Origin of the sequence: Micromonospora sp. WMMC241, assembly GCF_027460165.1 — a bacterium.
Lineage (GTDB): Bacteria > Actinomycetota > Actinomycetes > Mycobacteriales > Micromonosporaceae > Micromonospora > Micromonospora humi.
The window spans coordinates 3,560,210-3,582,910 of the sequence record NZ_JAPZBF010000001.1 but is presented as its reverse complement, the minus strand read 5'-3'; the positions used below and the strand labels follow the sequence as shown (position 1 = coordinate 3,582,910).

Below are 22,701 nucleotides of genomic sequence, written 5' to 3'. Positions count from 1 at the left end.
CCTACCGGGGTCGGGGTGCGGCGTCGCCGAAGGCCGCGGCGAACGCCTCGCTGATGAGGTCCGGCAGATCACCGCGCCCGTCCTCCGAGGCCCAGCGCACCAGCGCGGTGTGCATGGCGGCCAGGCAGGCGCTGGCCGCCGCCGCGGCCTGGAAGGCCGCCTCCGGGTCGGCGGCCTCGTCGCCGAGGCCGTCCACGATGGCCTGTCGAAGCACGTGGTGGTTGTCGAGGTGCCGGGCCCGGAGCGCGGGCGTCGAGATCATCAGTCGTAGCCGGGCCAGCAGGAACCGGTCGTCGCCGGCGGCCAGCGCCCGCGCCGACTCGACGAGCGCGTCGCCGATGCGGCGCACGAGCGGCTGCCCGGCCGGCGTCGCGGCGATCCGTTCGGCGACCAGTGGGCCGTTCTGGTCGACCAGGACGAGGTCCTCCTTGGTCGGGAAGTGCCGGTACACCGTCATCGGTGACACACCGGCGGCCGCGGCGACGTCGTTCACGGTCGTGCCGTCGTAGCCGCGCTCGACGAACAACCGGACCGCATGCGCCTGGATGGCGCGCTGCGTCTCGGCCCGTCGCTGCTCCCGCAGGGTTGAGTGTCGCCCATCCACGTGTTAGACACTAACACAATGATAGTAACTAACAATTCGGGAGCGACTAACACCGTGAGTGATCTGATCGGTCGGACGGCGCTGGTGACCGGCGCGTCGCGTGGCATCGGGCAGGCGATCGCGGTCCGGCTGGCGGCGCGGGGTGCTGCCGTCGTCGCGCACTTCGGCGCCGACGGGGAGGGAGCGAGGGCGACGGTCGACCAGATCGTGCGCGCCGGCGGCACGGCGTACGCCGTCGGCGCGGTGCTGGGGGTGGACGGGGACGTCGAGACGCTGTTCGCCGGCGTCGAGGCCCACCTGGCCGGACGGCCGCTCGACATCCTCGTCAACAACGCGGCGGCGCCACCCGCCGGCCCGCTCGGCACCACCACCCGGGCCGCCTTCGACCACCTGTTCGCGGTCAACGTGCGAGCGCCGTACTTCGTCATCGAGCGTGCCCTGCCGCTGTTCCCCGACCGCGGCGGCCGCATCGTCACCGTCTCCTCCGTGGCGACCCGGATGGCCAACGCCGCCCAGACCTCGTTCGCCATGACCAAGGGCGCGGTCGAGACGATGACCCTGACCCTGGCCAACCAGCTCGGCGCCCGGGGCGTCACGGTGAACGCGGTCGCGCCGGGCGCCACCCGGACCGCGACCAACGGCCCGGTCTTCGAGACGGCGGGCCTCGCCGAGCTGATCACCGGCATGACGGCGCTCGACCGGCTGGGCGCGCCCGGTGACGTCGCCGACGTGGTCGCGTTCCTCGTCTCCGACGCCGCGCGGTGGGTCACCGGGCAGGTCATCGACGCGAGTGGAGGCCTGTTCCTGGGCCCACGCGCCTGACCCGCCGGTGCCGCCCTTGCCATGCTGGTTGACTGGTGTTCTACTTGACCATAACAATCGTCAGGGGGTCACCAGGTGATCAACTTCCATGTCGACCGGTCCAGCAGCGTCCCCGCCTACGCCCAACTGGTGCGCCAGGTGCGCGAGGGGCTGCGGATCGGGACGCTGCGGCCGGGGGACCAACTGCCCACGGTGCGCAGCGTGGTGACCTCGTGCACGGTCAACCCGACCACGGTGCTCAAGGCCTACCGGGAGCTGGAGCTGTCCGGCCTGGTGGAGGCACGGCAGGGGGCCGGCACCTTCGTCAGCGGCACGCTCGGCCACGCCGACCCGCATGTCATGGCCCGCCTGCGCGGCAGCCTGGCCCGGTGGCTCGGCCAGGCCCGCGAGGCCGGCCTGGAGGACGAGGACGTCCAGGCGCTGCTCGCCTCGGTGATCGTGGAGAACTCGGCGCGTCGGGCCCAGCCGGGCGCGGAGCCCCAGAAGAAGGAGGGCGCCGCGTGAGCGAGCAGTCCATCGCGGTGCGGGCCCGCGACGTGAGCAGGCGCTACGGCTCCGTCTGGGCGCTGCGGGAGTGCAGCTTCGAACTGCCGGCGAACCGGATCGTCGCGCTCGTCGGTGCGAACGGCGCGGGCAAGTCGACGCTGATGAGCATCATCGCCGGCACGCTGGGGGTCACCAGCGGCTCGTTGCTGGTGCACGGCCGCCGGGTGGTGCGGGGCAGGTCCGGCGGCGAGGGTGGAGACGCCGGAAGTCGGGTCGCGATCCTCGCCCAGGACAAACCGCTCTACCGCGACTTCAGCGTGTCGGACATGCTCCGCTTCGGCCGGGCGACGAACCGGGTGTGGGACCAGCGGCGGGCGCTGTCATGGCTGAGGCGCTTCGACATCCCCCTGGACCGCCGCTGCGGCAAGCTCTCCGGCGGGCAGCGGGCGCAGGTCGCGCTGGCGGTCGCGCTGGGTTCCCGCCCGGCGGTGCTGCTGCTGGACGAGCCGCTCGCGAACCTGGACCCGGTGGCCCGCACCGAGGTGACCGGTGAACTCATGGCGGAGGCCGCCGACGGCGACCTGACGATCATGCTGTCGACCCACATCATCGCCGAGCTCAGTGGCGTCGGTGACCATCTGCTGCTGCTCGACGCGGGCCGGCCCGTGCTCGCCGGTGACGTCGAGGAGCTGCTCGACGGCCACGTGCGGCTGACCGGCCCCCGCGCGGACCAACCACCCGGCCCGGGCACGGTCGTCCAGGCGCGACACACCGACCGCCAGTCCACGTTCGTACTGCGGCAGCCGGCGGAGCCGACGGCACACTCGATCGTCGCGCCCGGCTGGACCAGCCAGCCCCTCACCCTGGACGAGCTGATCCTGACCTACCTCAAGGCGTCGTCCACGGCACACCGCGAGATGGAGGCAGTCGCATGACCGAGCGCACCGAGCGAAGCGAGGTCCGTGAGGGCTTGCCCAGCCCGCCCGGCATGAGCCGGCTCGTGCACGCGGCCCCCGCCAGGCGCGCGGACGACCTCGGAACCGGCGGCGGCCTACGCGGCCTGCTGTGGCTGACCTGGCGCCAGCACCGCTGGACCCTGGTCGGCACGCTCGTCCTGGCCGCGGTCCTGGTGGGCTGGATGACCTACCTGTCCATGGAGTTGACGGACCTCTGGCACCAGTGTCACGAGGCGTACTGCGCGGAGGGCTCCCCGCAGGGCAGGCGACTCGGTGGGTCCTCGCCGCTGGTCCTGACCCTGGCGGCCCTCTCGCGCGTGGTGCAGTACATGCCGCTGCTGATCGGCTTGTTCGTCGGCGTCCCGGTGCTCAGCAGGGAGCACGAGCAACGGACGTTGCTGCTGGCCTGGAGCCAGGACGTCTCCCCGACGCGCTGGTTGTGGACCAGACTGGGTCTGCTCGGCCTGTTCGTGGCGGCGGTGACGGCGGTCGTCGCCGGGGTCAGCGACCACCTGGAGCGGACGCGGGCCCTGGTCGGCCCGATGAGCCTCTTCGAGTACGAGTCGTTCCTGAACACCGCGATGCTGCCGGTCGTGATCAGCCTCTGCTGGTTCGCGGTCGGTGTCGCGCTCGGCGCCGCGATCCGACGCACGCTCCCCGCCGTGTTCGTCGTGATCGCGGGCTTCATCGGCCTGACCTACCTGGTGCGGTGGCGCTATCCCACGCTGATGGAGCCGTTGTCCGCGAACCGCCCCATCGGCGGGCCGAACATCGACGTGCTGCGCGACAACGCCCTGGTCGTGAGCGGCGGCATGATCAAGTACGGGAGCGACGGACCGTCCAGCACGTTCGACGCCTCCGGGCGGGAGCTCACCGGCGTCGAACTGCAACGTCTCTGTCCGCCCGACAACGGCAGCGGTCGGACGCTCGCCTGCTTCATGGAGAACAACCTCCAGCAGCACCTGCAATACCAGCCGGGCAGCCGGATCCCCGAGTTCCACCTGATCGTCGCCGGCGGCTACCTGGGCCTGACCGCGCTTGCCCTGCTCGCCGCCGGGTGGATCGTCCGCCGCACCGACCTCAGTGCGGGGTGACCCGCGGCCCCGATCGATCTGGGATGCTTCGCTCATGCCGTCGTTCCCGCCCACCTTCGCCGACCGGGTCGTCGCGCTGCCGGCCGGCGGTCAGTTCGAGGCGTTCCTCGACGAGCACCGCGCCGCGCTCGACGGCTGCCTGGACGGGTTGACCGAGGAGCAGGCGCGCCGGTCGCTGGTGGCCTCCCGGACCACGCTGCTGGGTCTGGTCAAGCACGCGACGTTCGTGGAGAAGGTCTGGTTCGACGAGGCCGTCACGGGCCGGTCCCGGGCGCAGATCGGCATCCCCGAGCGGTCCGAGGAGTCCTTCGTGCTCGACGACGGTGACACGATCGCGACCGTCCGGCAGGCACACCGCGACGCCTGCGCGGCATCGCGCCGGGCCACGTCGTCGCTCGGCCCGGACGACGTCCTGCGCGGGCACCGGCTCGGGCCGCTGCCGCTGCGCTGGGTCTACCTGCACGTGCTGCGCGAACTCGCCCAGCACTGCGGGCACGCGGACATCCTCCGCGAACAGATCCTCGGCGCCGGCCCGGGTCAGCCGACCTCGTCGGCCGGGACGTCCTCCGGGTCCCGCACCCAGGCGGAGTAGACCGGGAGGGCGTGCCAAGGGCCGCCCGCCGTGTCCGTAGCCACCGCGACCACCGCGTACGGGTGGGCGAAGCGCAGGTCGGCGACGCGGGCGACGCCCTCCGGCGGCAGCCCGGCCACCATCCCGAACGCGGTCACGGCGGCGGCCTCGAAGCCGTAGCGGCCGAACCTCGCCACCGCCGACTGCGCCGCGGCGAACGGCGGCTCGGTCAGTCCGAGCAACTCGCCCAACGCCCGGGCGGCCGCGTCGAAGCCGAACCCGGCCGTCGTGAGGTCGTGCCGGCTGCGCGCCGCCCAGCACGGCAGCACGGCGGTGGCGCGCTCCTCGCGGCCGTCCCGGGCGAACGTCCGGGTCGGCTCCTCCCGCAGCGTCCACAACGGGGTCTCGCCCAGCGGCAGGTCGAACAGCGACCGCCGTCCCGGCACCGGCCCGTCCGGAACGGTGGCGGCGGCCACCGCCAGCTCCCGGGCGGCGGCCAGCACCTCCACGGGCGACACGTCCGGCGCGGCGATCACCGACACCACCAGCATCCCGGCGCCTTCGTCGCCCACGCGCGCCGGCGCCACGTGTACCGCGACGTCGCCGGCCCGTTCGGTGGTGGACACCCAGCACCGGTGCCCGACCGGAGGCGTCCGGAGCACCTGCCGCAGCCGTCCCGCCCAGGCGCCGCCCAGCGTTGCGGCCGGCGCCACCTCGAACGGGTCGGCCCAGGAGACCCGGGTGGCCAACGCGTTGGCCAGGATCAGCAGCGTCTCCGGGGCGACGTCGACCGGGAACCGCTCGATCAGGCCGCCGGTGCGCTCCCGGGCCCACGCGTCGAGCGCCGCCTGGTCGGGCAGCGGACCTCGCTCGGTCTGCTCGGGCAGGCCGGCTCGCCACTCGGCCAGCTCCTCGAACGGGGTCCGCTCCCACAGCGCGGTGGCCGCGGCGACCATCGGGTGCGGCGCGGCGAGCAACGCCCGGGCCGCCGCGGCGGCGTCGTCCGGATCGACGCCGAGCGCCTCGGCCAGCGCCGCCCGGGCCTCGCCGGTGGCGGCCGGGCCGGTCAGCGCCAGCAGCAGCCAGGCGCCCAGCGGCGAGGCGACGTGGTGGGTGTCACCGGCGGCGCGGTGCAGCCGCTCGGCGTAGTGGGCCAGGGGTGCGTGGAGAGGAGTCACCGCTCCACTCTGCCCGTTGGCGGGGCTCCCGGCACGTCGGTCAGGACCAGAGTTCGAACGGCTCGTCGATCTCCTCGCCGGCGAGGAACGCCGGCAGCAGCTCCGGCAGCCGACCGGGATAGCAGCGCGGCCGGTCGGCGAGCACCTCGGCCAGCGGCCACCAGCGGAACCCGAAGTAGTCCTCCACCTCGTAGTCCAGCCGGTTCGTCCCGTCGACCTCCGGCCCCGGACCGGGTAGCCGCACCGGCACCACCACCTCGTCCTGCAGATGTCGCCGCTGCCGGTGCCGGAAGCTGGCCCGCCGCCGCCAGGTCGGCGCGCCGATCTCGTCCGGCGCGACCACGATGCCGGTCTCCTCGCGCAGCTCGCGCACCGCCGCCTCCCGGTACGTCTCACCCGGGTCCAGCCCGCCGCCGGGCAGTTCCCACCACACCCCCAGGTCGGCGTGCTCCGGGTCCCGGGTGTGGAACAGCAGCATCCGGTCGGCGACGTCGAGCACCACCACCCGCACCGCGCTTCGCTCGAACAACGGCAGATCGCGAGGCAACTCCATGACCGCAGCTTAAGGAAGGGCCCCCGCTCAACGCCTGCGGTAGAGGAACGGGACCCGCTTGACGCCGGGCCGCACGATCGGCGCAGCCCGTTCGGCGCCGCAACGGGGGCAGCGCACCCGCACGCCGGCCGGCGTGCCCGGAGCGCGTAACCGCTGGCCGCACCGGCAGGCGAAGACCACGGACCGCACCATGCGCAGGTACTCCGCCCGGTCCCGGCGCGGCCACCGGCCGTGGCAGCGCCGGCAGAGCCGCGGCGGAAAGCTGTGGTACCAGGCCATCCCGGCGGCGCCCGCGACCATCACCGCGCCGGACGCCACCAGACCCAGCGGCGCGGCCAGGCCGGGCAGCGCCGCCGCCAGGTCACCCGCCCACGCGGTACGGACCCCGAGCGCGACCAGGAGCACGACCACCGGTACGCCGAGCAGCGTCGCGGTGAATCCCCAGGCGAACGCCAGCACGGCGAGCACGAACATCGCCGTCGCCTGACGCGGCGCCCACCGGGCCACGCCGTACCCGCCGCAGCGTGGGCAGTTCGGCGGCGCGAGGTGCGGCACCGATCGCAGCACCCTCGGGGCGAGCCACTCGACGAGCAGCTTCAGCAACTCCTCGGCCAGCTTCGTGACGAGCGCCTGCAGGAACCCGCCCATGGTCGCTCCTCCCGCCCGCCGTCGCCGGTCCATCGTCGCCGCCCGGGGGCGGTGGGAGGGCGCGCGGCGCGTGACGGGCATCCGACATCGCCGGGGTCGGGGAGGATGGCGGCATGTCGCAACTTTTCGGGGAGACCGCCGACATCTATCACGAGGCGCGACCGGGCTATCCGGTCGAGATCGCCGACGCCGTCCGCGCCTACCACGGCGGGTCGCCCGACACCCTGGTCGAGGTCGGCGCCGGCACCGGTCTGGCCACCACTGCGCTGCTCGCCCTCGGCGCGGCGACGACCTGCGTCGAGCCGGACGTCCGGATGGCCCGGGTGCTCGCCAAGCGATTTCCGGACGTGGACGTGGTGACGGCGAGCTTCGAGCAGTGGAGCCCGCCGCTCGGCGGCGTGGCGGCGTTGGCCTGCGCGATGGCGTGGCACTGGCTCGACCCGGCCACCCGCAACCAGCACGCCCGGGACGCGCTGCGCCCCGGCGGCACGCTCGCCGTTCTCGGCCACCGCTACGCCTACGTCGAGGCGGAGCAGGCGGAGGCGATCCGGGCCGCGTTCGCCTCCGCCGATCCCGCCGACCGGGGAGACCGTCCCGACGGTTGGTTCCACGACGACATCGCCGCCAGCGGCTGCTTCACCGACCTGCGGTTGTCCCGGTTCCGCCGGGCGGTGCCGCTGGACACCGCGGCCTACCTGCGGCTGGTCGACACGTTCTCGCCGCAGCTGCGCCGCCCGCCCGAGCTGCGCGAGCGGGTGCGCGCCGCGGTCGGCGCGGCGATCGACGGCTTCGGCGGCACCGTCGTGCTGGACCTGCGCACCACGCTCGCCCTGGCCCGCCGCCCGGCCTGACCGCGCCCGGCCTGACCGCCAGGCCCGACCGCCCGGCGTGGCCACGGCGCCTGACCGCCCGGCCCGACCGCTACGCCTGACCCCCGGCGTGGCCGCCAGGCCTGGCTGGCGCGGCGACCGCCCGAGCCGCCGGTCCCGCCGCGCGGCAGGACCCGGCCCGGGGTGCCGGTCCCGGTGGTCAGGAGGCGTCGACCGCCCGGGCCACCTCGGGCGGGAGGGGGTACGGCCGTTCGACCGGAAGCAGCGCCGCCGCGCCGGCCTCGTCACCGGCGGTGAGCCGGCCGTGCACCGTACGGGCCAGCGCGGTGACGTCGGTGAGCCCGACCAGCCACTCGTCGACGTACCGCCGGACCGCCTCACCGGAGAGACCCACCTGCACCGACCGGTAGGGCAGCGGGGCCAGCCGCAGCGATCGTTCCGGGTCCCACTGCACCCGCACCGGGCTGGTGCGCAACAGGTGGCGCCAGCCGTCCCGGTCCGGGTGCCGGCGGGGGTCGTGGCTACTGAGGCAGGCGTGCCCGAGCGCCCACTCGAAGCCGGCCCGGCTGATCTCGACCGCGAGCACCCGCTCCTGCCCGGGCTTGAGCGCCCAACCGCAGCGGCACATCATCCACCGGAACGAGGGCTTGATCCAGGTCATCCGCTCCCGCTTGAACGGCGGCACGAACCGGCCGGCGGCCAGCGCCGCGTCGGCGATCTCCGGCGGGTACGCCTGATAGACGGTGACGGTGTCGTCGGTGAAGGTGGCGCGGATCTGGTGGCGAGGAACGGTCACCGGGGCATGGTGGCGAACGCGACGGCGTGACCGCCACCGGATTGCCCCGGGCGCCGGCGGGATAGGCTGCCCGCCGTGGCAGGTCTGTTGAGGAACGTGGCGTCCCGGCTCGGCCGGATCACCGGGGGCGCCGCCGCGCCCGCCCGCCCCGGCGGGCCGATCCCGGCCCAGGTCGCGCGCCGCCGTCAGGTCAGCGCGCTGCAGCGCCGCGAGCTGTCGTACGCGCCGGAGCCGGACGGGCAGGCGGACCCGGGTGAGATCGTCTGGACCTGGGTGCCGTACGAGGACGATCCCCGGCAGGGCAAGGACCGGCCGGTGCTGGTGGTGGGCCGGCACAGCCGCACCCTGTTCGGGTTGATGCTCTCCAGCCAGGGTGAGCGGGACGGCCAGCGACACTGGCTGTCGCTCGGCCCGGGGGAGTGGGACCGGGAGAAGCGGCCCAGCTGGGTGCGCCTGGACCGGGTGCTCACCATGCGCGAGGACAGCATCCGTCGCGAGGGCGCGGTGCTGGACCGGCCCCGGTTCGACCGGGTCGGGCAGGCGTTGCGCGCCGGCTACGGCTGGCGCTGACCGGGCCGTGTCGACCGGCCGGACCGCCCGGCTGGTCGTCGCCCCGACTGGTCGGGCCGGCCAGGCCGACCGTCGCCGGGGTGAAGCGGTGACGCCGGCGGCGTCCACGCGCTCGGCCGGCCGGTGCGGTCAGTGCTCGGCGACGAGTTGGCGGGGGGCGCGGGCGGCGCCGAGCGTCTTCGCCTCGTACATGGCGGCGTCGGCGCGGCACAACGCGTCGGTGAGCTGGGTGGGGCTGTGGACCGGGGCGAGCCCGACCGATGCGGTGACCCGGATGCTGCGACCGCCCAGCGGGATCGGCGCGGCGAGCGCCTCGTAGAGCCGGCGGGTGGCGTGCTCGATCCAGCGCCGGTCGGCCGTGGGGCTGGCCAGCAGGCCGGCGAACTCGTCGCCGCCGAGGCGGGCCACCAGGTTGTTGCCGGCGAAGGCGGCCAGCCGCTGGGCGACGCACACCAGCACCTGGTCGCCGGCGGCGTGCCCGAAGCGGTCGTTGATCTGTTTGAAGTCGTCCAGGTCGAGCACCACCGCCACCAGGGGCTGCCCGGCGGGGTCGGTGAGCAGGGCGGCGGCCAGCCGGAAGAAGGCGCGGCGGTTGGGCAGCCCGGTCAGCGGGTCGTGGCTGGCGGCGTGCCGTTCGGCGGCCAGCTCGGCCTGGAGCAGTTCGAGTTCGGCCTCGGCGCGCAGGGCCCGCCGGCGCAGCTGCCAGGCGGAGACCAGGGCACCGGCGGCGGAGATGCCAGAGGCGACGGTCATCGGATCCGGCACGCGCCCCCCTCACCACAGTCCCTGAGGTCACCGAACGTGAGCGACCCGGCACACCGTACGTTCGGCTATCATGCTCGCAGTCCATTGCAGATGCAATAGCAGATGCACGTGCATCTCACTCCTCAGTCGACAATCGACGCCACCCACCGCTCCTCCCCGCGGCCTCGGCTGGCCTTCCCGAAGGACGCCCATGCAACCGCCTCCCAACGGCGTACCCGTGCCCCACCTGCCCCCGATGCGGTGGTTGAAGAGTCGTCGCAGCAACCCCAGCGGCAACTGCGTCGAGCTGGCCGAGCTGCCCGGCGGTGGCGGCATCGCGGTGCGCAACTCCCGGCACCCGGAAGGGCCGGCGCTGATCTACACCGTGGACGAGATCGCGGCGTTCGTGCTCGGCGCCCGGGACGGGGACTTCGACCACCTGATCCCGCCGTCCCGTACACGGGACTAATTCGTCCGACCGGGGGAGTTCACCTCACTGTCGGTTCATGGCATGCTTACTCGTCGGCCGGGAGGGCGCCCGGTCGGGAGCAGCCGGGATGCGAGGGCGGTCAGGTGGCGACGGTGCCCGTCGAGGGCGGACCGACAAGCGGTCCGACGGTGCTGCGCATGCTGCTCGGGGCGCAGTTGCGCCGCCTGCGCGAGAGCGCCGCGGTCAGCCGGGAGAGCGCCGGTTGGGAGATCCGTTCCTCCGAGTCCAAGATCAGCCGGATGGAGCTGGGTCGGGTCGGCTTCAAGGAACGCGACGTCGCCGACCTGCTCACGCTCTACGGGGTCGCCGCGCCGGAGGACCGCGCCGCGTTGCTCAAGCTGGCCCGCGACGCCAACAGCCCCGGCTGGTGGCACCGCTACGGCGACGTGCTCCCCAGCTGGTTCCAGTCCTACCTGGGGCTGGAGGCGGCCGCCGCGCTGATCCGCACGTACGAGGTCCAGTTCGTGCCCGGCCTGCTGCAGACCGCCGCGTACGCGCGGGAGGTGATCCTGCTCGGGCATCGCGGCGCCGCCCCGGCGGAGCTGGACCGGCGGGTCGACCTGCGGATGGAGCGCCAAGGGCTGCTGAGCCGCACCAACCCGCCGCAGCTCTGGGCGGTGCTCGACGAGGCCGTGCTGCGCCGGCCGATCGGCGGCGCTGCGGTGATGCGCGAGCAGCTGGACGCGCTGATCGAGGCGACCGCCGCGCCGCACGTACGGCTCCAGATCGTCCCCTTCACCGCCGGCGGGCACGCCGCTGCCAGCGGCGCCTTCAGCATCCTGCGCTTCGGCGACGAGGACCTGCCCGACATCGTCTACATCGAGCAGTTGACCAGCGCCATCTACCTCGACAAGCGGGACGATCTCGACTACTACGCGGAGGCGATGGAGCGGCTGTGCGTCGAGGCCGCGCCGCCGGAGCGTACGCCCGAGCTGCTGGCCCGCGTCCGCGACGAGCTCTACCCGGCCTGACCGGAGCGCCGCCGGGCGATACCATGGCCGCCGACCGGTGACAGTGGACGGACGTCATCCCACGACGGTGGCGCATGAGTCGTGGAGGCGGCGTTGACCAACGAGGCGAGCGGCACGGCGACCGAGGCGGGCCACCCGGCCGACCGGATCGACACGTCGGTGGTGCACCCGGCGCGGCGTTACAACTACTGGCTCGGCGGCAAGGACAACTTCCAGGCCGACCGCGAGTCCGGCGACGCGATGGCCGCCGCGTTCCCGACCATCCGGACCAGCGCGCTGGAGAACCGGCGTTTCCTGCGGCGCGCGGTCCGGCACCTGGCCGCCGAGGTGGGGATCCGCCAGTTCCTCGACATCGGCACCGGCATCCCGACCGCCGACAACACCCACGAGGTGGCCCAGTCGGTCGACCCGCGCGCCCGGGTGGTCTACGTCGACAACGACCCGATCGTGCTGGCCCACGCCCGGGCCCTGCTCACCAGCACCGCCGAGGGCGCCACCGCCTACCTCGACGCCGACCTGCGCGACCCGGAGCGGATCCTCGCCCACCCCGACCTGCGCCGCACGCTCGACCTCACCCAGCCGGTGGCGTTGATGCTGGTGGCGGTGCTGCACTTCGTGCCGGACACGGACGACCCCTACGCCACGGTCGCCCGGCTGCTGGACGCGCTGCCCGCGGGCAGCCATCTGGTCGCCTCGCACGCCACCCACGACCACCTGCCGGCCCACCTCGCCGCCGAGGCGAAGGCGGCGGCGCGCGGCGGTGGCCCGCACGGGGTGATCAACCTGCGCGCCCGGGACGAGATCGTCCGCTTCTTCGACGGTCTCGAGCTGGTCGAGCCGGGCGTCTGCTCGGTGGCCGAGTGGCGTGCCGACGGCGAGCCCGAGCCACGCCCCTCGGTGGTCGACGTGAGCATGTACGGCGGCGTCGCCCGCAAGCGCTGACCGGCAGGTCAGACCGGGACGAAGCGGCCGCCGGTTGGTGCGGACGGGGGCCGGCCGGGCAGACTGGTGAGCATCATGTCGCCGTTCACGCCCGACCTCCGGCTGCACGACCGCTACGTCCTGCGCGAACGCGTCGGGCTCGGCGGCATGTCCGAGGTGTGGCGCGCCGACGACGAGGTGCTGCACCGCCCGGTCGCGGTCAAGGCGCTCGCCGGCCGGCTCGCCGCCGACCCGCACCTGCGCGCCACCATCCAGCGCGAGGCCCGCGCGGCGGCGCGGCTCACCCACCCGCACGTGACCCAGGTGTACGACTACGGCGAGGCGACGCTGCCCGGCGGCGTGGTGACGCCGTACCTGGTGATGGAACTCGTGCCGGGGCAGACGCTCGCCGACCGGCTGGCCGGCGGGCCGCTCGCCTGGCCGGACGCGGTCCGGACGGCCGGGCAGGTCGCCGCCGCGCTGGCCGCCGCGCACCGGATCGGCGTGGTGCACCGCGACGTCAAGCCGGCCAACGTGATGCTCACCGAGACCGGTGCGAAGGTGCTCGACTTCGGCATCGCCGCGCCGGCCGGCCCGCAGCACCCGGTGGCCGGGCCGGCGGGTGAGCCACTGGCCGGCACTCCGGCATACTTCGCCCCGGAACGGCTCGACCCCGGCCCGACCCATCCGGCCGGCGACGTGTACGCGCTCGGCGTGCTGCTCTACCGCAGCCTCACCGGTCGACCTCCACTGCCGGTGCGGACCTGGGACGACGTCGTCGAGCTGCGGGACCGGCGGCCACCGGTGCCGCCGCTTCGGGTGCCCGGGCTGCCCGCCGACGTTGCCGACCTGGTCCTGGCCTGCCTGGCGGTGGATCCGTCCCGCCGCCCCGGCGCGGCCGAGGTGGCCGACCGGCTCGGCGCGGGCCGCCCGGTCGATCCGCCGACCGCGATCCTGCCCACGGTCAGCCCGGCGCGCCACCCGCCGACGCTGATCGAGCAGCTTCCGGCGCCGTCGCGCGCCATTCCGCCGTCGTCGCGGCCGGAGGTGCCGCCGAACCGGCTGACCGGTGTGCTCGTCGCCGGCGCCGTGGTGCTGCTGCTCGGGCTGGTCGGCGCGCTGGTACTCGACGGCAGATCCGGCCCACAGCCCACCGCCGCGCCGGTGGTCACGACGACTTCCCGCCCGAGCGCCGCCGTCGCGCCCCCTGCCGCCCGGCCGACGCCGACACCGACGGCGACGCGCACCAGGGCGCCCGAACCGGTCACCGCGCGCCAGCTCAGGAGCCGGTTCGCCGACCTGCTGGACCGGGCCGCGGCGGTCCGGCTGGTCGACCGCAAGACCGCCGACGAGCTTCGGAAGAAGGCCACCGAGCTGGATCGGGGCCGGCCGAAGGACCGGGCCAAGCGGGTCGAGGACCTGCGGGAGCGGATCGAGGACGCGGTCGACGACGAGAAGCTTGACGAGGCCACCGGCGCAGCGTTGGGGAAGCTGCTGGACAGCTACGACCGCCTGGGCGGCGGCGACCAGGGCTAGGAGTCGTCACCGCCGGCGGATCGTCTCCGTGACCAGGGCCGCCGCCTGGGGTAGGCGGTCGGGATCGGGCGCTCGGCCGTCGGCGCGGTGCCGGATCGCATCGGCCAGCGGTTCCAGCCGTCCGGCCGCTGCAACGTAGTCCGCCAGCAGCTCGGCCGCATGCCCGGCCAACGGCCCGCAGCCTACGGCGACCTCCGCGAGGATCAGCGCGGTCACCACCCGATCCAGCGCGGGCACGCCCTCAGCACTGTCGGTCCAGTCGATGAGCACCGGGCCGGTGGGTGCGAGCAGCACGTTGTGCGGGTGCAGGTCGAGGTGGAGGATGCGGACACCCGGGTCGGGCGACCGACGGGCGGGCAGCGCGTGCAGGCGGGTGTGTAGGTCGACCAGGATCTGCGCGCCGTCCGGCGGGCTGACGTCGCCGGCCTGGAGCGCCTGCACCAGAGTCGGGCCGCCGACCCGGTCGAGCACCATGTCGCCACCGTGTGCGTAATGCACCCGGGGGACCGGGAAGCCGGCCCGGTGCAGGTAGCGCATCACCTCGGCTTCGGCGCGGACATCGCCACCGGTCCGGCAGCGGCGCAGGACCCGGTCGTGTGGCAGCTCCCATACGTCCGCGGTGTGGCCGGCGGCCAAGAGACGAGCCCCGTTGATCGGGGGACGGTGCTGCTCCACCGCTCTACGGTAACCGTGGTGTCCTCAGTGCAGGGTGGCGGTGACCAGCTCGCCGGTGGCGGCGCCGGCGCGTGCCACCACCACACCGGCCGGCGACCAGACGCCCGAGCCGCCGGCCGCCCGCGCGTACCCGCCACCGGTCGACCCGGCGAAGCTCGCCGTCGCCACCCACACGCCGTGCGCGGCGGTGATCCGCCGGGCGCGTTCGGCCGGCACCGCGGCGTCGTCGGCCGACTCCAGCACGCCGGCCAGGTAGCCGTCCGCGCCCGCGGCCACGGTCGCCGCCGCGTGCGCCGGCACCCCGGTGTCCCTGCAGACCGCCAGGCCCAGCCGCCAGCCGTCGACGGTGAGCACCGCCGGCTCCCGGCCCGGCCGGAACCGCTGCGGCTCCGCGCCGCCCAACCACATCTTCCGGTACGCCACCCGCACGCCCTCGCCGTCGACCGCGAGCACCGCGATGTGCGGTCCCGCCACCGGCGCGCCGGCCAGCGCGAGCGTTCCGGTCTCCGCGCAGGCCGCCCGCAGCGGGGCGAGACGGTCGTCGGCCGGGTCCAGCGGTGCGGCGGCCAGCTCGTACCCGGTCAGGGACAGTTCGGGGAAGACCACCACCCGGGCCCCGGCGGCCCGCACGGCGGCGGCGTGCCGTGCCGCGTTGCCCGCCACGTCGTGGGCGAGGGTGAGCGGTTGGGCGACCGCGATCCGCAGCGGCGTACGCATGTGCGGCAGCGTAACCGGCGCCGCTTTCCGTGGTCGTCGGCCGACTCGCCCCGTAACGTGGTCGGATGATCGGAAACGCACAGCTGCTCGCCGGCCCCCGGGTGAGTGCCGCGCGGGCCGCGGAGCCGGCCGGCGAGGGACCCGTCGGTTGGGTCACCGGCCTGGTGGAACGGCTCGGTGGCCCGGGCGCCGGGCTCGCGGTGGCCCTGGAGAACCTGTTCCCGCCCATCCCCAGCGAGGTCATCCTGCCGCTGGCCGGGTTCACCGCCAGCCAGGGCCGGATGAGCCTGGTCGGCGCGATCGTGTGGACCACGCTCGGGTCGGTGGTGGGCGCGTTGGCGCTCTACTACGTCGGCGCGGCGCTCGGGCGGGACCGGATGCGGGCCCTGGCCGCGCGGCTGCCGCTGATCAAGCTGGACGACGTGGACCGCACCGAGGCGTGGTTCCTGCGCCACGGCGTCAAGGCGGTGTTCTTCGGCCGGATGATTCCGATCTTCCGCAGTCTGATCTCCATTCCGGCCGGCGTGGAACGGATGCCGGTGCCGGTGTTCCTGCTCTTCACCGCGTTGGGCAGCCTGATCTGGAACACCACGTTCGTGCTCGCCGGCTATCTGCTGGGTGAGAAGTGGCACGTGGTCGAGGCGTACGCCGGCACGTTGCAGAAGGTGGTGATCCTGGCGGTGGTGGCCGCTGTGGGCTGGTTCGTGGTGAGCCGGGTGCGCCGGTCCCGCCGGCCCGCCGCGTCGCCGGACGCCCCACCCCGGCCGGGCACCGTCTACCGGGGCGGCTGGTACGGCGCGGACGAGGACTGACACGCCGGGTAGAGGCGGCGGGTGCCGGCGCCGGCGGTCCAGGCGGCCGGGTCGCTGAACCGGCAGCCGAAGTCGGCCGCCGCCACCGCCCGCGGGTCGGTGACCGGGTCGCCGGCCGGGCGCTTTCCGGTGCGGACCCAGCGGGTCAGGTCGTCCCAGGCGGCGCCGGCCTCGGCCGCGCTGAACTCGCAGTGCTGCGCGGCTCGGACGGCCCGCTGCACCAGCAGCCGGGACCGGCCGTGCCACGCCACGTCCCGGGCGTACGCCTGCTCCATGCTGAACGGCACGAACAGGTCGCCCAGGTCGTGCAGGCTGAGCACCGGCACGCCCGGTCGACCGGCGATCCGGGGCACCTCGGTCAGGCCGGGGGAGAGCCGCTGGCGCAGGTTCTCCGGGGCGACCCGCTGCACGGTGGTGTTCAGGTTCACCGGCTGGTTCGGCGTGTAGCGGGTGAGCAGGTTGGTGGCGAGTTGGCCGGGGCGCTGGGCGGGGGAGTCGCCGCCGTCGGTGGTGGCGATGCCGAACAGGAAGTCCTTCCACACCGCGAACGCGGCGTCGGCGCCGGGTCGGGGGCCGCCGGAGCGGTTCACGGTGACCGCGCGCAGTTGCTTGCCGAGCGCGTTCGTGGTGTCGGGGCCGGTGGGGGTGAGGCCGGCCAGCCCGGTCGCCACCTGGATGCGGGGCACCGCGTTGGTCAGGTAGTCGGCCGGCGGCGGGTAGGCGCGCACTCCGGTGAGCGCCTGCGCGACCAGGTTGTAGTCGAGGAAGTAGTCGAACAGTTCCTGGTCGCCGAGCACCCCGCACATCGGCAGCGCGCCGGCGTAGTAGCCGGGGTACTGCTCCAGGGAGCGGCCGATGACGTGCCCGCCCATGGAGACGCCGGCGATGAGCACCCGGTGCGGCCGCCGCACGGTGCGGGCGAACAGGTCGGCCAGGGACCGGGTGCCGAGCACGCCGGAGCGGATGTCGTAGCCGTTGCGGTCGTACGAGGAGGACGCCCACGCGTACCCCTGGGTCAGCAGGCGCTGCCGCAGGTCGAAGGCGGGCGGTTCGGGGGAGAGTTCGGTGCCCTGGCCGCGGTAGCCGTGCGCCCACATCACCAGGTCGCCGTTCCACTTCGCGGGGACCTCGACGACGTAGCCGGCGTGCGCGTGCACGCCCTGCCGGACGGTGGTGGCGGCGCCGTCCACGACCAGTGGTGGCAGTGGGGGGTTGACGATGGTGTAGCCGGGCAGCGGCCGGCCGCCGTCGTCACGGCCGGCGGCCGCGGCGGGCGCCGCACCGGCCAGGCCGAGCGCGAGCACGAGGGCGGCGCCGGCGGCGAGCAGCCGGCGGGTGGGTGAGGTCTGCATCGCTGCTCCCCGGAGGACAGGTCCCTACCGGCCGGTAGGAACCTGAACCTAGGCCGGACGTCGAGACCTGTCAATCGCTGATCGACCGGTCAGACCAGGCCGTGCGCCAGCATCGCCTCGGCCACCCGCCGGAACCCGTTGATGTTCGCGCCGGCCACGTAGTCGCCCGGCAGGCCGTACTCCTCGGCGGTGGCCCAGCACCGGTCGTGCACGTCCCGCATGATCTCGCGCAGCCGCTGCTCTGAGCGGGCGAACGTCCACGAGTCGCGGCTGGCGTTCTGCTGCATCTCCAGCGCGCTCACCGCCACCCCGCCGGCGTTGGCCGCCTTGCCCGGCGCGAACCGCACCCCGGCCCGCCCGAGGATCCGCACCGCCTCCGGCGTGGTGGGCATGTTCGCCCCCTCCACCACCGCGACGCAGCCGCCGGCCACCAGCGCGGCGGCCTCCGCGCCGCCGATCTCGTTCTGCGTCGCGCACGGCAGCGCCAGATCGCAGGGCACCTCCCAGACGGTACGACCGGGGACCGCCACCGCGTGCGGCACGTGTTTCACGTAGTCGTCGAGCCGGGTCCGGCGCTCCTCCTTCAGCTCGCGCAGCAGCGCCAGGTCGATGCCCTTCTCGTCCAGCACGTAACCGTCCGAGTCGGAGCACGCCACCACCGTGCCGCCGAGCTGGTGCACCTTCTCGACGGCGTAGATGGCCACGTTGCCGGAGCCGGACACCACCACCCGCTTGCCGTCCAGGGTGTCGCCGGTCTGCTTGAGCATCTCCTCGGCGAAGAAGACCGCGCCGTACCCGGTCGCCTCCCGCCGCACCTGCGCGCCCCCATAGGTCAGTCCCTTGCCGGTGAGCACGCCGGCCTCGTACCGGTTGGTGATCCGCTTGTACTGCCCGAACAGGTAGCCGATCTCCCGGCCGCCCACCCCGATGTCGCCCGCCGGCACGTCGGTCTGCGCGCCGATGTGCCGGTACAACTCGGTCATGAAGCTCTGGCAGAACCGCATCACCTCCCGGTCGGAGCGGCCCTTCGGGTCGAAGTCGGCGCCGCCCTTGCCGCCGCCGATCGGCAGGCCGGTCAGCGCATTCTTGAAGATCTGCTCGAACCCGAGGAACTTCACGATGCCCAGGTAGACCGACGGGTGGAACCGCAGTCCGCCCTTGAACGGGCCGAGCGCGCTGTTGAACTCCACCCGGAAGCCCCGGTTCACCCGCACCCGGCCGTGGTCGTCCTCCCACGGCACCCGGAAGATGACCTGCCGCTCCGGCTCGCAGATGCGCTCGACCACCCCGGCGTACTCGGGGTGCCGGTGCAGCGCCGGGCCGATGCTCTCCAGCACCTCCCGGACCGCCTGGTGGAACTCGGGCTCGCCCGGGTTCCGCGCGACCACCTTGGCGAACACCGTCTCGACGGTCTCCGGCATCACGGGCACGTCCTTCCGACTCCCGGCGCCGGCACCGTTGCCCGCACCGCCCCCGGATACGGATCGTCACCGCCGTCCGGTTCACTTGACCGGGTGGACGACATGATCTGGACCGCGGCGCGGGACGCCCGCGCCTGGCTGGACGCCGCCAACGGCACCGGCGACACGGAGCTGACCTGCCGCATCCTCAAGCTCGGCGAGGAGACCGGTGAGGTGGCCGCGGCGTGGATCGGCCTGCTCGGGCAGAACCCGCGCAAGGGCGTGACGCACACCCGGGCCGAGGTGGCCGCCGAGCTGGCCGACGTGGCGTTCACCGCGCTGGTCGCGATCGAGAGCCTCGGCCTCGACGCGCAGGCCACGCTCGCCGGCGGCGCCGCCAAGGTGCGGGCCCGACTGGCCGACGCCTCTCCGCCAGGTGGAATGAACCGCGGCGGAAACGGAGACGTATGACCCGGTGGGGACCGGCGAGAGGGGACGACCATGACGACATCCGGGGACGACGCTGACCTGACCGACACACGCTGGTCCGCCACCGCCCGGCTGCTCGTCGCCGCCGCCGTGCTGGTGGTGGTGCTCGGCGCGGTCGCGGTCGCGGTCACCCTGTCCAACCCGGCCCGCCTCGGCGTGGTCTTCTCCGGCGGACCGTCGTCGCCGGCCACCGGCGCCGGTGGCTCGGGTGGCGTCGGCGGCGCCGAGGTTGCCGCCACCGAGACGCTCACCGCCCCACGCGGGGACCGCCGGCGGGCCGACTTCGAGCTGACCGACGGCCTGACCAGTTTCACCCTGCGCGCCGCGGACCTCGGCGACGATCTCTACCGGATCGGCGCGCCGGACGACGCCGGCGTGACGCCGCGCCCGCAGGTGGCCGGCGACCGGGTCCGGTTGCGGATCCAGGAGAACGGCCGCCCCGGCCCGTCCGCCGTCGAGGTGGTGCTCAACTCCCGGCTGACCTGGCGGGTGCGCCTGGTCGGTGGCGTTCGGGAGCAGCAACTGGACCTGGGCGCGGCCCGGCTCGCCGGCCTCGAGATGGTCGGCGGCGCGTCCCGTACCGAACTGCGGTTGCCGCCCCTCGACGGCACGCTCGCCGTGCGGATGACCGGTGGGGTCAACCAGCTGGTCGTCACCGTGCCCGGCGGCCCGCCGGTCCGGGTGCGGGTCGCCTCCGGCGCCGGCTCGCTGGCCGTCTACGACGAGCGTCGCGCCGGGATCGCCGCCGGTGACGTGGTCGGCTCGTCGGGTTGGGACCGGGCGGCCGACCGGCTCTACCTCGACCTGGTGGCCGGCGCGAACGCGGTGAGCGTCACCGCGGACTGAGCGTACAGTTCGGGCGGTGGACCGCACCGAATCGTTGCCCGCGCAGACGCTCCCGCCCGGCGTCGGCGCCACCGACCCGGGCAGCGTGCTGCTGCCCGGCCACGACGTCCCCCTCGGCCGCTACACCACGGTGCGCCGGCTGCTGCCGCAGCGGCAGCGGCGGATGGTCGGCGCGTGGTGCTTCGTCGACCACTTCGGCCCGGACGACGTGGCCGAGCGGCCGGGCATGGAGGTGCCGCCGCACCCGCACACCGGGTTGCAGACGGTCACCTGGCTGCTCGACGGCGAGATCCTGCACCGGGACAGCCTCGGCAACGTGCAGCCGATCCGCCCCGGCCAGCTCAACGTGATGACCTCCGGGCGGGGCATCGCCCACTCGGAACGCTCGCCGGCGGCGCACCCGCCGCTGATGCACGGCGTGCAGCTCTGGGTGGCGCTGCCCGACCCGGCCCGGGCCGGCGACCCTGATTTCGCCCACCACGCCGACCTGCCCCGGTGGCGCGACGGCGACTGGGACCTGACGCTGCTCGTCGGGGAGTTCGGCGGGCAACGCTCGCCCGCCGTCGCGCACACCCCGCTGCTCGGCGCGCAGCTCGAGGCGCGCGGTGCCGCGCCGGCCACGCTGCCGCTGCGGCCCGACTTCGAGTACGGGCTGCTGGCGATGTCCGGTTCGGCCGACGTGGACGGTGTGGCGCTCGCCCCCGGCGCGCTGCTCTACCTGGGCACCGGCCGCACCGCGCTGACCCTGCGCGCGGCGCCCGGCAGCCGGCTGCTGCTGCTCGGCGGCGCGCCGTTCGAGGAGCCGCTGGTGATGTGGTGGAACTTCGTCGGCCGGTCGCACGAGGAGGTCGCCGCCGCACGCGAGGACTGGATGGCGGGGCGCCGGTTCGGCACGGTCGCCGACGACGCAGCGCCCCCGTTGCCCGCGCCCGCGCTGCCCACCACCCGGCTCAAGGCCCGCGACCGCAGCGGCGGCGTACGCGGCTGAGGTCGCCGGGCGCGGCGTGCCGCCCGACACACTTTCCCGAATCTCACCCGTTCGGCTGATGCCGCGTCGTATGATGATCGTGGCAGTGATGCCCGCCCGGTTCGGGCGAACATCCACCACCTGGTGATCGCGACCCGGTTCGGGCGCGCACCGTCAGGAACAGGTGCTGCGTGGCGCCCCAGGTCGCGGTTCGCGACCCGGGGCGCCCGCCTGTCGCCGTTCCCCCGCTGTCCAGCGTCGTGCCCGGCCGCGCGGCGACCGGGCACCGCCGTGCCGCTCAGATGCCACGCAGGTGCTGTGAGACGCGTGTGTGGTCGTCGCGGGCCTGCGCCGCCCGCTGCGACCGGTCCACCTCGGGTGCCGCGTCGATCCCGGCGGAGCGGGCCACCTGGACGCCGTTGGCATAGTCCACCGGCGGCAGCGCGCGCAACGCCCGCAACACGTCCGGCGGCGCACCCTCCCGCTCGGCCTCGCGGATTACGTCGTCCTTGCCAGCCGGGTAGTCCAGCGCGGACAGGTACTCAAGGACGTCCGAATAGCTCGCCATGGGTCGGGGCTCCTCGCGCCAGTCGTCGGGTCGTGACCGCGCGGCGGTTACCCGTCGCGCCGCGGCTCACGCCTGTGACCTCCCGCTGTTTGCGCCGCTCCGGTGCGGGTAGCCGCTGCGCGCACCGAAGGGGGAACACCGATGGACCACCACACGTTCGTGGCCCGGGTCGCCCGGCTCACCGGGACCGCCGAGGACCGGGCCGCGACGCTCACCGCCGCCACGCTGGAGACGCTGGCCGAGCGGATGACCGGCGGAGAGGTGCTGGACCTCGCCGCGCAACTGCCGAAGCCGCTGTGGGGGGCGCTCCGCCCCCACCCGCACACCGAGGCGGCCGAACGGTTCGGTGCGGGCGAGTTCGTCGCCCGGGTCGCCCGGCGGGCCGACTGCGACGAGAACACCGCCCGGACGGCGGCGCGGGCGGTGTTCGCCACCCTGCGCGAGGCGATCAGCGGCGGCGAGTTCGCCGACGTGGTGGTTCAGCTGCCCCGCGACTACCGGGACATGGTCGAGCCGGCCCTCGCACCGACCCCCGCCCGCCGCCGCTGACCCCGGCCGAAACCGAGGGCCGGGCCGGGGCTGGGCAGGCGTCGCGGCGGTCATCCGCGCGCCCGCCGCCGCCCGCCCGCCGCCCGCCCGCCGCCCGCCCGCCGCCCGCCGCCGCCCGCCCGCTGCCCGCCCGCCGCCCGCCGCCGCCCGCCCGCTGCCCGCCCGCCGCCCGCTGGCCGTCCGCCAGCCGGTGGCGGCCGTCGGCGCCGCCGCCCCGAAAGCGGCTACGTTCCGTCACGGGTCGCGCGTGTGTCGCCTGTGTCACCGACCGCCTTTGCTCTGCAGCCATCGGCGCAGCACGCACGTAGCGTGACATTTCTGAGTGGATCGTCGTTGCATCGCGGTCCCGGTGGGCCCAGCTCAAGGCGCCGCTGCGTCGGTGGCTGCAGAGCAAAGGCGGTCGGAGCGATGCCCGCAGCCCGCGTGACACGGACACGTTGAGTGACACCAGGATTGGCTACCGTCAGTGGTCGGCGGCAGGGTCCGCGACCGTGGCGGCGCGGTCGTGAATCGCCACGCGTCCGGTCCTCCCGCGACCGGGACCCGGTCGCGGTAA

The 22,701-nt window shown here is 74.6% G+C and carries 27 protein-coding genes; 16 read left to right on the top strand and 11 right to left on the bottom strand.

All coding sequences use genetic code 11. The features are described 5' to 3' along the window. Nucleotide 1: 1 nt before the first annotated feature. Complete coding sequence (locus tag O7598_RS16685) at nucleotides 2-604, bottom strand: TetR/AcrR family transcriptional regulator (protein ID WP_269692251.1); 603 nt, start codon at nucleotides 602-604, stop codon at nucleotides 2-4. 54 nt (nucleotides 605-658) lie between these two features. On the opposite strand from O7598_RS16685, the gene O7598_RS16680 reads away from it, so the two are divergent. From O7598_RS16680 to O7598_RS16660, 5 genes are all read left to right on the top strand, one after another. Next, nucleotides 659-1,426: an SDR family NAD(P)-dependent oxidoreductase gene (locus O7598_RS16680; protein ID WP_269692250.1), complete on the top strand. Its 768-nt coding sequence runs from the start codon at nucleotides 659-661 to the stop codon at nucleotides 1,424-1,426. Between the two features lie 75 nt (nucleotides 1,427-1,501). Beyond that, a complete protein-coding gene (locus O7598_RS16675; protein ID WP_269692249.1) occupies nucleotides 1,502-1,930 on the top strand; it encodes a GntR family transcriptional regulator in 429 nt (142 codons plus the stop codon). Beyond that, nucleotides 1,927-2,847 (top strand): ABC transporter ATP-binding protein, encoded by a 921-nt coding sequence (locus O7598_RS16670; protein WP_269692248.1) that lies wholly within the window; start codon nucleotides 1,927-1,929, stop codon nucleotides 2,845-2,847. The genes O7598_RS16675 and O7598_RS16670 overlap by 4 nt, the downstream gene beginning before the upstream one ends. Further along, nucleotides 2,844-3,962 (top strand): ABC transporter permease, encoded by a 1,119-nt coding sequence (locus O7598_RS16665; protein ID WP_269692247.1) that lies wholly within the window; start codon nucleotides 2,844-2,846, stop codon nucleotides 3,960-3,962. Before O7598_RS16670 ends, O7598_RS16665 begins: the two co-directional genes overlap by 4 nt. Before the next feature lie 34 nt (nucleotides 3,963-3,996). Then, on the top strand, nucleotides 3,997-4,554 hold the full coding sequence (locus tag O7598_RS16660) for a DinB family protein (RefSeq protein WP_269692246.1): 558 nt from the start codon (nucleotides 3,997-3,999) through the stop codon (nucleotides 4,552-4,554). Here the strand turns inward: O7598_RS16660 and O7598_RS16655 are convergent. Genes O7598_RS16655 through O7598_RS16645 form a run of 3 tightly spaced genes read right to left on the bottom strand, consistent with a single transcriptional unit; the run spans nucleotide 4,500 to nucleotide 6,912 of the window. Beyond that, on the bottom strand, nucleotides 4,500-5,711 hold the full coding sequence (locus O7598_RS16655; RefSeq protein ID WP_269692245.1) for a serpin family protein: 1,212 nt from the start codon (nucleotides 5,709-5,711) through the stop codon (nucleotides 4,500-4,502). The genes O7598_RS16660 and O7598_RS16655 overlap by 55 nt on opposite strands. Before the next feature lie 40 nt (nucleotides 5,712-5,751). Next, entirely contained in the window at nucleotides 5,752-6,264 is a 513-nt protein-coding gene (locus tag O7598_RS16650; RefSeq protein WP_269692244.1) for an NUDIX hydrolase, read from the bottom strand. Between the two features lie 27 nt (nucleotides 6,265-6,291). Beyond that, nucleotides 6,292-6,912 (bottom strand): hypothetical protein, encoded by a 621-nt coding sequence (locus O7598_RS16645; RefSeq protein ID WP_269692243.1) that lies wholly within the window; start codon nucleotides 6,910-6,912, stop codon nucleotides 6,292-6,294. A gap of 113 nt (nucleotides 6,913-7,025) precedes the next feature. Between O7598_RS16645 and O7598_RS16640 the strand changes: the two genes are divergently transcribed. Beyond that, nucleotides 7,026-7,763 carry a class I SAM-dependent methyltransferase gene (locus O7598_RS16640; RefSeq protein WP_269692242.1) on the top strand — a complete coding sequence of 246 codons (738 nt, stop codon included), beginning with the start codon at nucleotides 7,026-7,028 and terminating at the stop codon, nucleotides 7,761-7,763. Nucleotides 7,764-7,941: 178 nt separating this feature from the next. On the opposite strand, the gene O7598_RS16635 is transcribed toward O7598_RS16640, so the two are convergent. Next, nucleotides 7,942-8,538, bottom strand: a complete 597-nt coding sequence (locus O7598_RS16635) for a DUF4291 domain-containing protein (RefSeq protein WP_269692241.1) — start codon at nucleotides 8,536-8,538, stop codon at nucleotides 7,942-7,944. A gap of 75 nt (nucleotides 8,539-8,613) precedes the next feature. Here O7598_RS16635 and O7598_RS16630 point away from each other — a divergent pair, with 75 nt between their 5' ends. Next, nucleotides 8,614-9,108, top strand: a complete 495-nt coding sequence (locus O7598_RS16630) for a type II toxin-antitoxin system PemK/MazF family toxin (RefSeq protein ID WP_269692240.1) — start codon at nucleotides 8,614-8,616, stop codon at nucleotides 9,106-9,108. Nucleotides 9,109-9,237: 129 nt separating this feature from the next. Here O7598_RS16630 and O7598_RS16625 read toward each other — a convergent pair whose 3' ends face one another. Then, nucleotides 9,238-9,873, bottom strand: coding sequence for a GGDEF domain-containing protein (locus tag O7598_RS16625; protein ID WP_269692239.1), 636 nt, complete (start codon nucleotides 9,871-9,873; stop codon nucleotides 9,238-9,240). 190 nt (nucleotides 9,874-10,063) lie between these two features. On the opposite strand from O7598_RS16625, the gene O7598_RS16620 reads away from it, so the two are divergent. The 4 genes from O7598_RS16620 (at nucleotide 10,064) to O7598_RS16605 (ending at nucleotide 13,770) form a co-directional block, all read left to right on the top strand. Beyond that, nucleotides 10,064-10,321, top strand: a complete 258-nt coding sequence (locus O7598_RS16620) for a DUF397 domain-containing protein (protein ID WP_091065094.1) — start codon at nucleotides 10,064-10,066, stop codon at nucleotides 10,319-10,321. A gap of 104 nt (nucleotides 10,322-10,425) precedes the next feature. Then, on the top strand, nucleotides 10,426-11,313 hold the full coding sequence (locus tag O7598_RS16615; protein ID WP_269692238.1) for a helix-turn-helix domain-containing protein: 888 nt from the start codon (nucleotides 10,426-10,428) through the stop codon (nucleotides 11,311-11,313). Nucleotides 11,314-11,406: 93 nt separating this feature from the next. Further along, nucleotides 11,407-12,255, top strand: coding sequence for an SAM-dependent methyltransferase (locus O7598_RS16610; RefSeq protein WP_269692237.1), 849 nt, complete (start codon nucleotides 11,407-11,409; stop codon nucleotides 12,253-12,255). A gap of 75 nt (nucleotides 12,256-12,330) precedes the next feature. Then, nucleotides 12,331-13,770 carry a serine/threonine-protein kinase gene (locus O7598_RS16605; RefSeq protein WP_269692236.1) on the top strand — a complete coding sequence of 480 codons (1,440 nt, stop codon included), beginning with the start codon at nucleotides 12,331-12,333 and terminating at the stop codon, nucleotides 13,768-13,770. A gap of 6 nt (nucleotides 13,771-13,776) precedes the next feature. Here the strand turns inward: O7598_RS16605 and O7598_RS16600 are convergent, their stop codons facing one another. Together O7598_RS16600 and O7598_RS16595 are read right to left on the bottom strand one after the other, a co-directional pair. Next, the gene (locus O7598_RS16600; RefSeq protein WP_269692235.1) at nucleotides 13,777-14,445 is read right to left on the bottom strand and encodes a phosphotransferase; all 669 of its coding nucleotides are present in this window, start codon (nucleotides 14,443-14,445) and stop codon (nucleotides 13,777-13,779) included. Between the two features lie 24 nt (nucleotides 14,446-14,469). Beyond that, nucleotides 14,470-15,162 (bottom strand): nitrilase-related carbon-nitrogen hydrolase, encoded by a 693-nt coding sequence (locus O7598_RS16595; RefSeq protein ID WP_269692234.1) that lies wholly within the window; start codon nucleotides 15,160-15,162, stop codon nucleotides 14,470-14,472. Between the two features lie 65 nt (nucleotides 15,163-15,227). Here O7598_RS16595 and O7598_RS16590 point away from each other — a divergent pair, with 65 nt between their 5' ends. Continuing rightward, complete coding sequence (locus tag O7598_RS16590) at nucleotides 15,228-15,974, top strand: DedA family protein (protein WP_269692233.1); 747 nt, start codon at nucleotides 15,228-15,230, stop codon at nucleotides 15,972-15,974. Here O7598_RS16590 and O7598_RS16585 read toward each other — a convergent pair. After that, nucleotides 15,938-17,326 carry an alpha/beta hydrolase family protein gene (locus O7598_RS16585; RefSeq protein ID WP_269692232.1) on the bottom strand — a complete coding sequence of 463 codons (1,389 nt, stop codon included), beginning with the start codon at nucleotides 17,324-17,326 and terminating at the stop codon, nucleotides 15,938-15,940. The genes O7598_RS16590 and O7598_RS16585 overlap by 37 nt on opposite strands. An 89-nt stretch (nucleotides 17,327-17,415) precedes the next feature. Next, nucleotides 17,416-18,747 carry an NADP-specific glutamate dehydrogenase gene (gene gdhA, locus O7598_RS16580; protein WP_269692231.1) on the bottom strand — a complete coding sequence of 444 codons (1,332 nt, stop codon included), beginning with the start codon at nucleotides 18,745-18,747 and terminating at the stop codon, nucleotides 17,416-17,418. Nucleotides 18,748-18,840: 93 nt separating this feature from the next. Between gdhA and O7598_RS16575 the strand changes: the two genes are divergently transcribed. The 3 genes from O7598_RS16575 to O7598_RS16565 are packed head-to-tail and all read left to right on the top strand — an operon-like array spanning nucleotide 18,841 to nucleotide 21,049. After that, a complete protein-coding gene (locus O7598_RS16575) occupies nucleotides 18,841-19,197 on the top strand; it encodes a MazG-like family protein (protein ID WP_332367375.1) in 357 nt (118 codons plus the stop codon). Between the two features lie 30 nt (nucleotides 19,198-19,227). After that, a complete protein-coding gene (locus tag O7598_RS16570; protein ID WP_269692230.1) occupies nucleotides 19,228-20,061 on the top strand; it encodes a hypothetical protein in 834 nt (277 codons plus the stop codon). Nucleotides 20,062-20,077: 16 nt separating this feature from the next. Beyond that, a complete protein-coding gene (locus tag O7598_RS16565; protein WP_269692229.1) occupies nucleotides 20,078-21,049 on the top strand; it encodes a pirin family protein in 972 nt (323 codons plus the stop codon). A 277-nt stretch (nucleotides 21,050-21,326) separates the two neighbouring features. Here the strand turns inward: O7598_RS16565 and O7598_RS16560 are convergent, their stop codons facing one another. After that, nucleotides 21,327-21,596, bottom strand: coding sequence for a DUF2795 domain-containing protein (locus O7598_RS16560; protein WP_091065135.1), 270 nt, complete (start codon nucleotides 21,594-21,596; stop codon nucleotides 21,327-21,329). Between the two features lie 141 nt (nucleotides 21,597-21,737). Here O7598_RS16560 and O7598_RS16555 point away from each other — a divergent pair, with 141 nt between their 5' ends. Then, the gene (locus O7598_RS16555) at nucleotides 21,738-22,145 is read left to right on the top strand and encodes a DUF2267 domain-containing protein (RefSeq protein WP_269692228.1); all 408 of its coding nucleotides are present in this window, start codon (nucleotides 21,738-21,740) and stop codon (nucleotides 22,143-22,145) included. The last annotated feature ends 556 nt before the right edge of the window (nucleotides 22,146-22,701 follow it).

Excerpts from the sequence above, each read along its gene's own strand:
- O7598_RS16665 (WP_269692247.1), top strand. The coding sequence starts at position 2,844 with ATGACCGAGCGCACCGAGCGAAGCGAGGTCCGTGAGGGCTTGCCCAGC.
- O7598_RS16660 (WP_269692246.1), top strand. The coding sequence starts at position 3,997 with ATGCCGTCGTTCCCGCCCACCTTCGCCGACCGGGTCGTCGCGCTGCCG.
- O7598_RS16650 (WP_269692244.1), bottom strand. The coding sequence starts at position 6,264 with ATGGAGTTGCCTCGCGATCTGCCGTTGTTCGAGCGAAGCGCGGTGCGG.
- O7598_RS16645 (WP_269692243.1), bottom strand. The coding sequence starts at position 6,912 with ATGGGCGGGTTCCTGCAGGCGCTCGTCACGAAGCTGGCCGAGGAGTTG.
- O7598_RS16640 (WP_269692242.1), top strand. The coding sequence starts at position 7,026 with ATGTCGCAACTTTTCGGGGAGACCGCCGACATCTATCACGAGGCGCGA.
- O7598_RS16620 (WP_091065094.1), top strand. The coding sequence starts at position 10,064 with ATGCAACCGCCTCCCAACGGCGTACCCGTGCCCCACCTGCCCCCGATG.
- O7598_RS16605 (WP_269692236.1), top strand. The coding sequence starts at position 12,331 with ATGTCGCCGTTCACGCCCGACCTCCGGCTGCACGACCGCTACGTCCTG.
- O7598_RS16595 (WP_269692234.1), bottom strand. The coding sequence starts at position 15,162 with ATGCGTACGCCGCTGCGGATCGCGGTCGCCCAACCGCTCACCCTCGCC.
- O7598_RS16590 (WP_269692233.1), top strand. The coding sequence starts at position 15,228 with ATGATCGGAAACGCACAGCTGCTCGCCGGCCCCCGGGTGAGTGCCGCG.
- O7598_RS16585 (WP_269692232.1), bottom strand. The coding sequence starts at position 17,326 with ATGCAGACCTCACCCACCCGCCGGCTGCTCGCCGCCGGCGCCGCCCTC.
- gdhA (WP_269692231.1), bottom strand. The coding sequence starts at position 18,747 with ATGCCGGAGACCGTCGAGACGGTGTTCGCCAAGGTGGTCGCGCGGAAC.
- O7598_RS16570 (WP_269692230.1), top strand. The coding sequence starts at position 19,228 with ATGACGACATCCGGGGACGACGCTGACCTGACCGACACACGCTGGTCC.
- O7598_RS16560 (WP_091065135.1), bottom strand. The coding sequence starts at position 21,596 with ATGGCGAGCTATTCGGACGTCCTTGAGTACCTGTCCGCGCTGGACTAC.
- O7598_RS16555 (WP_269692228.1), top strand. The coding sequence starts at position 21,738 with ATGGACCACCACACGTTCGTGGCCCGGGTCGCCCGGCTCACCGGGACC.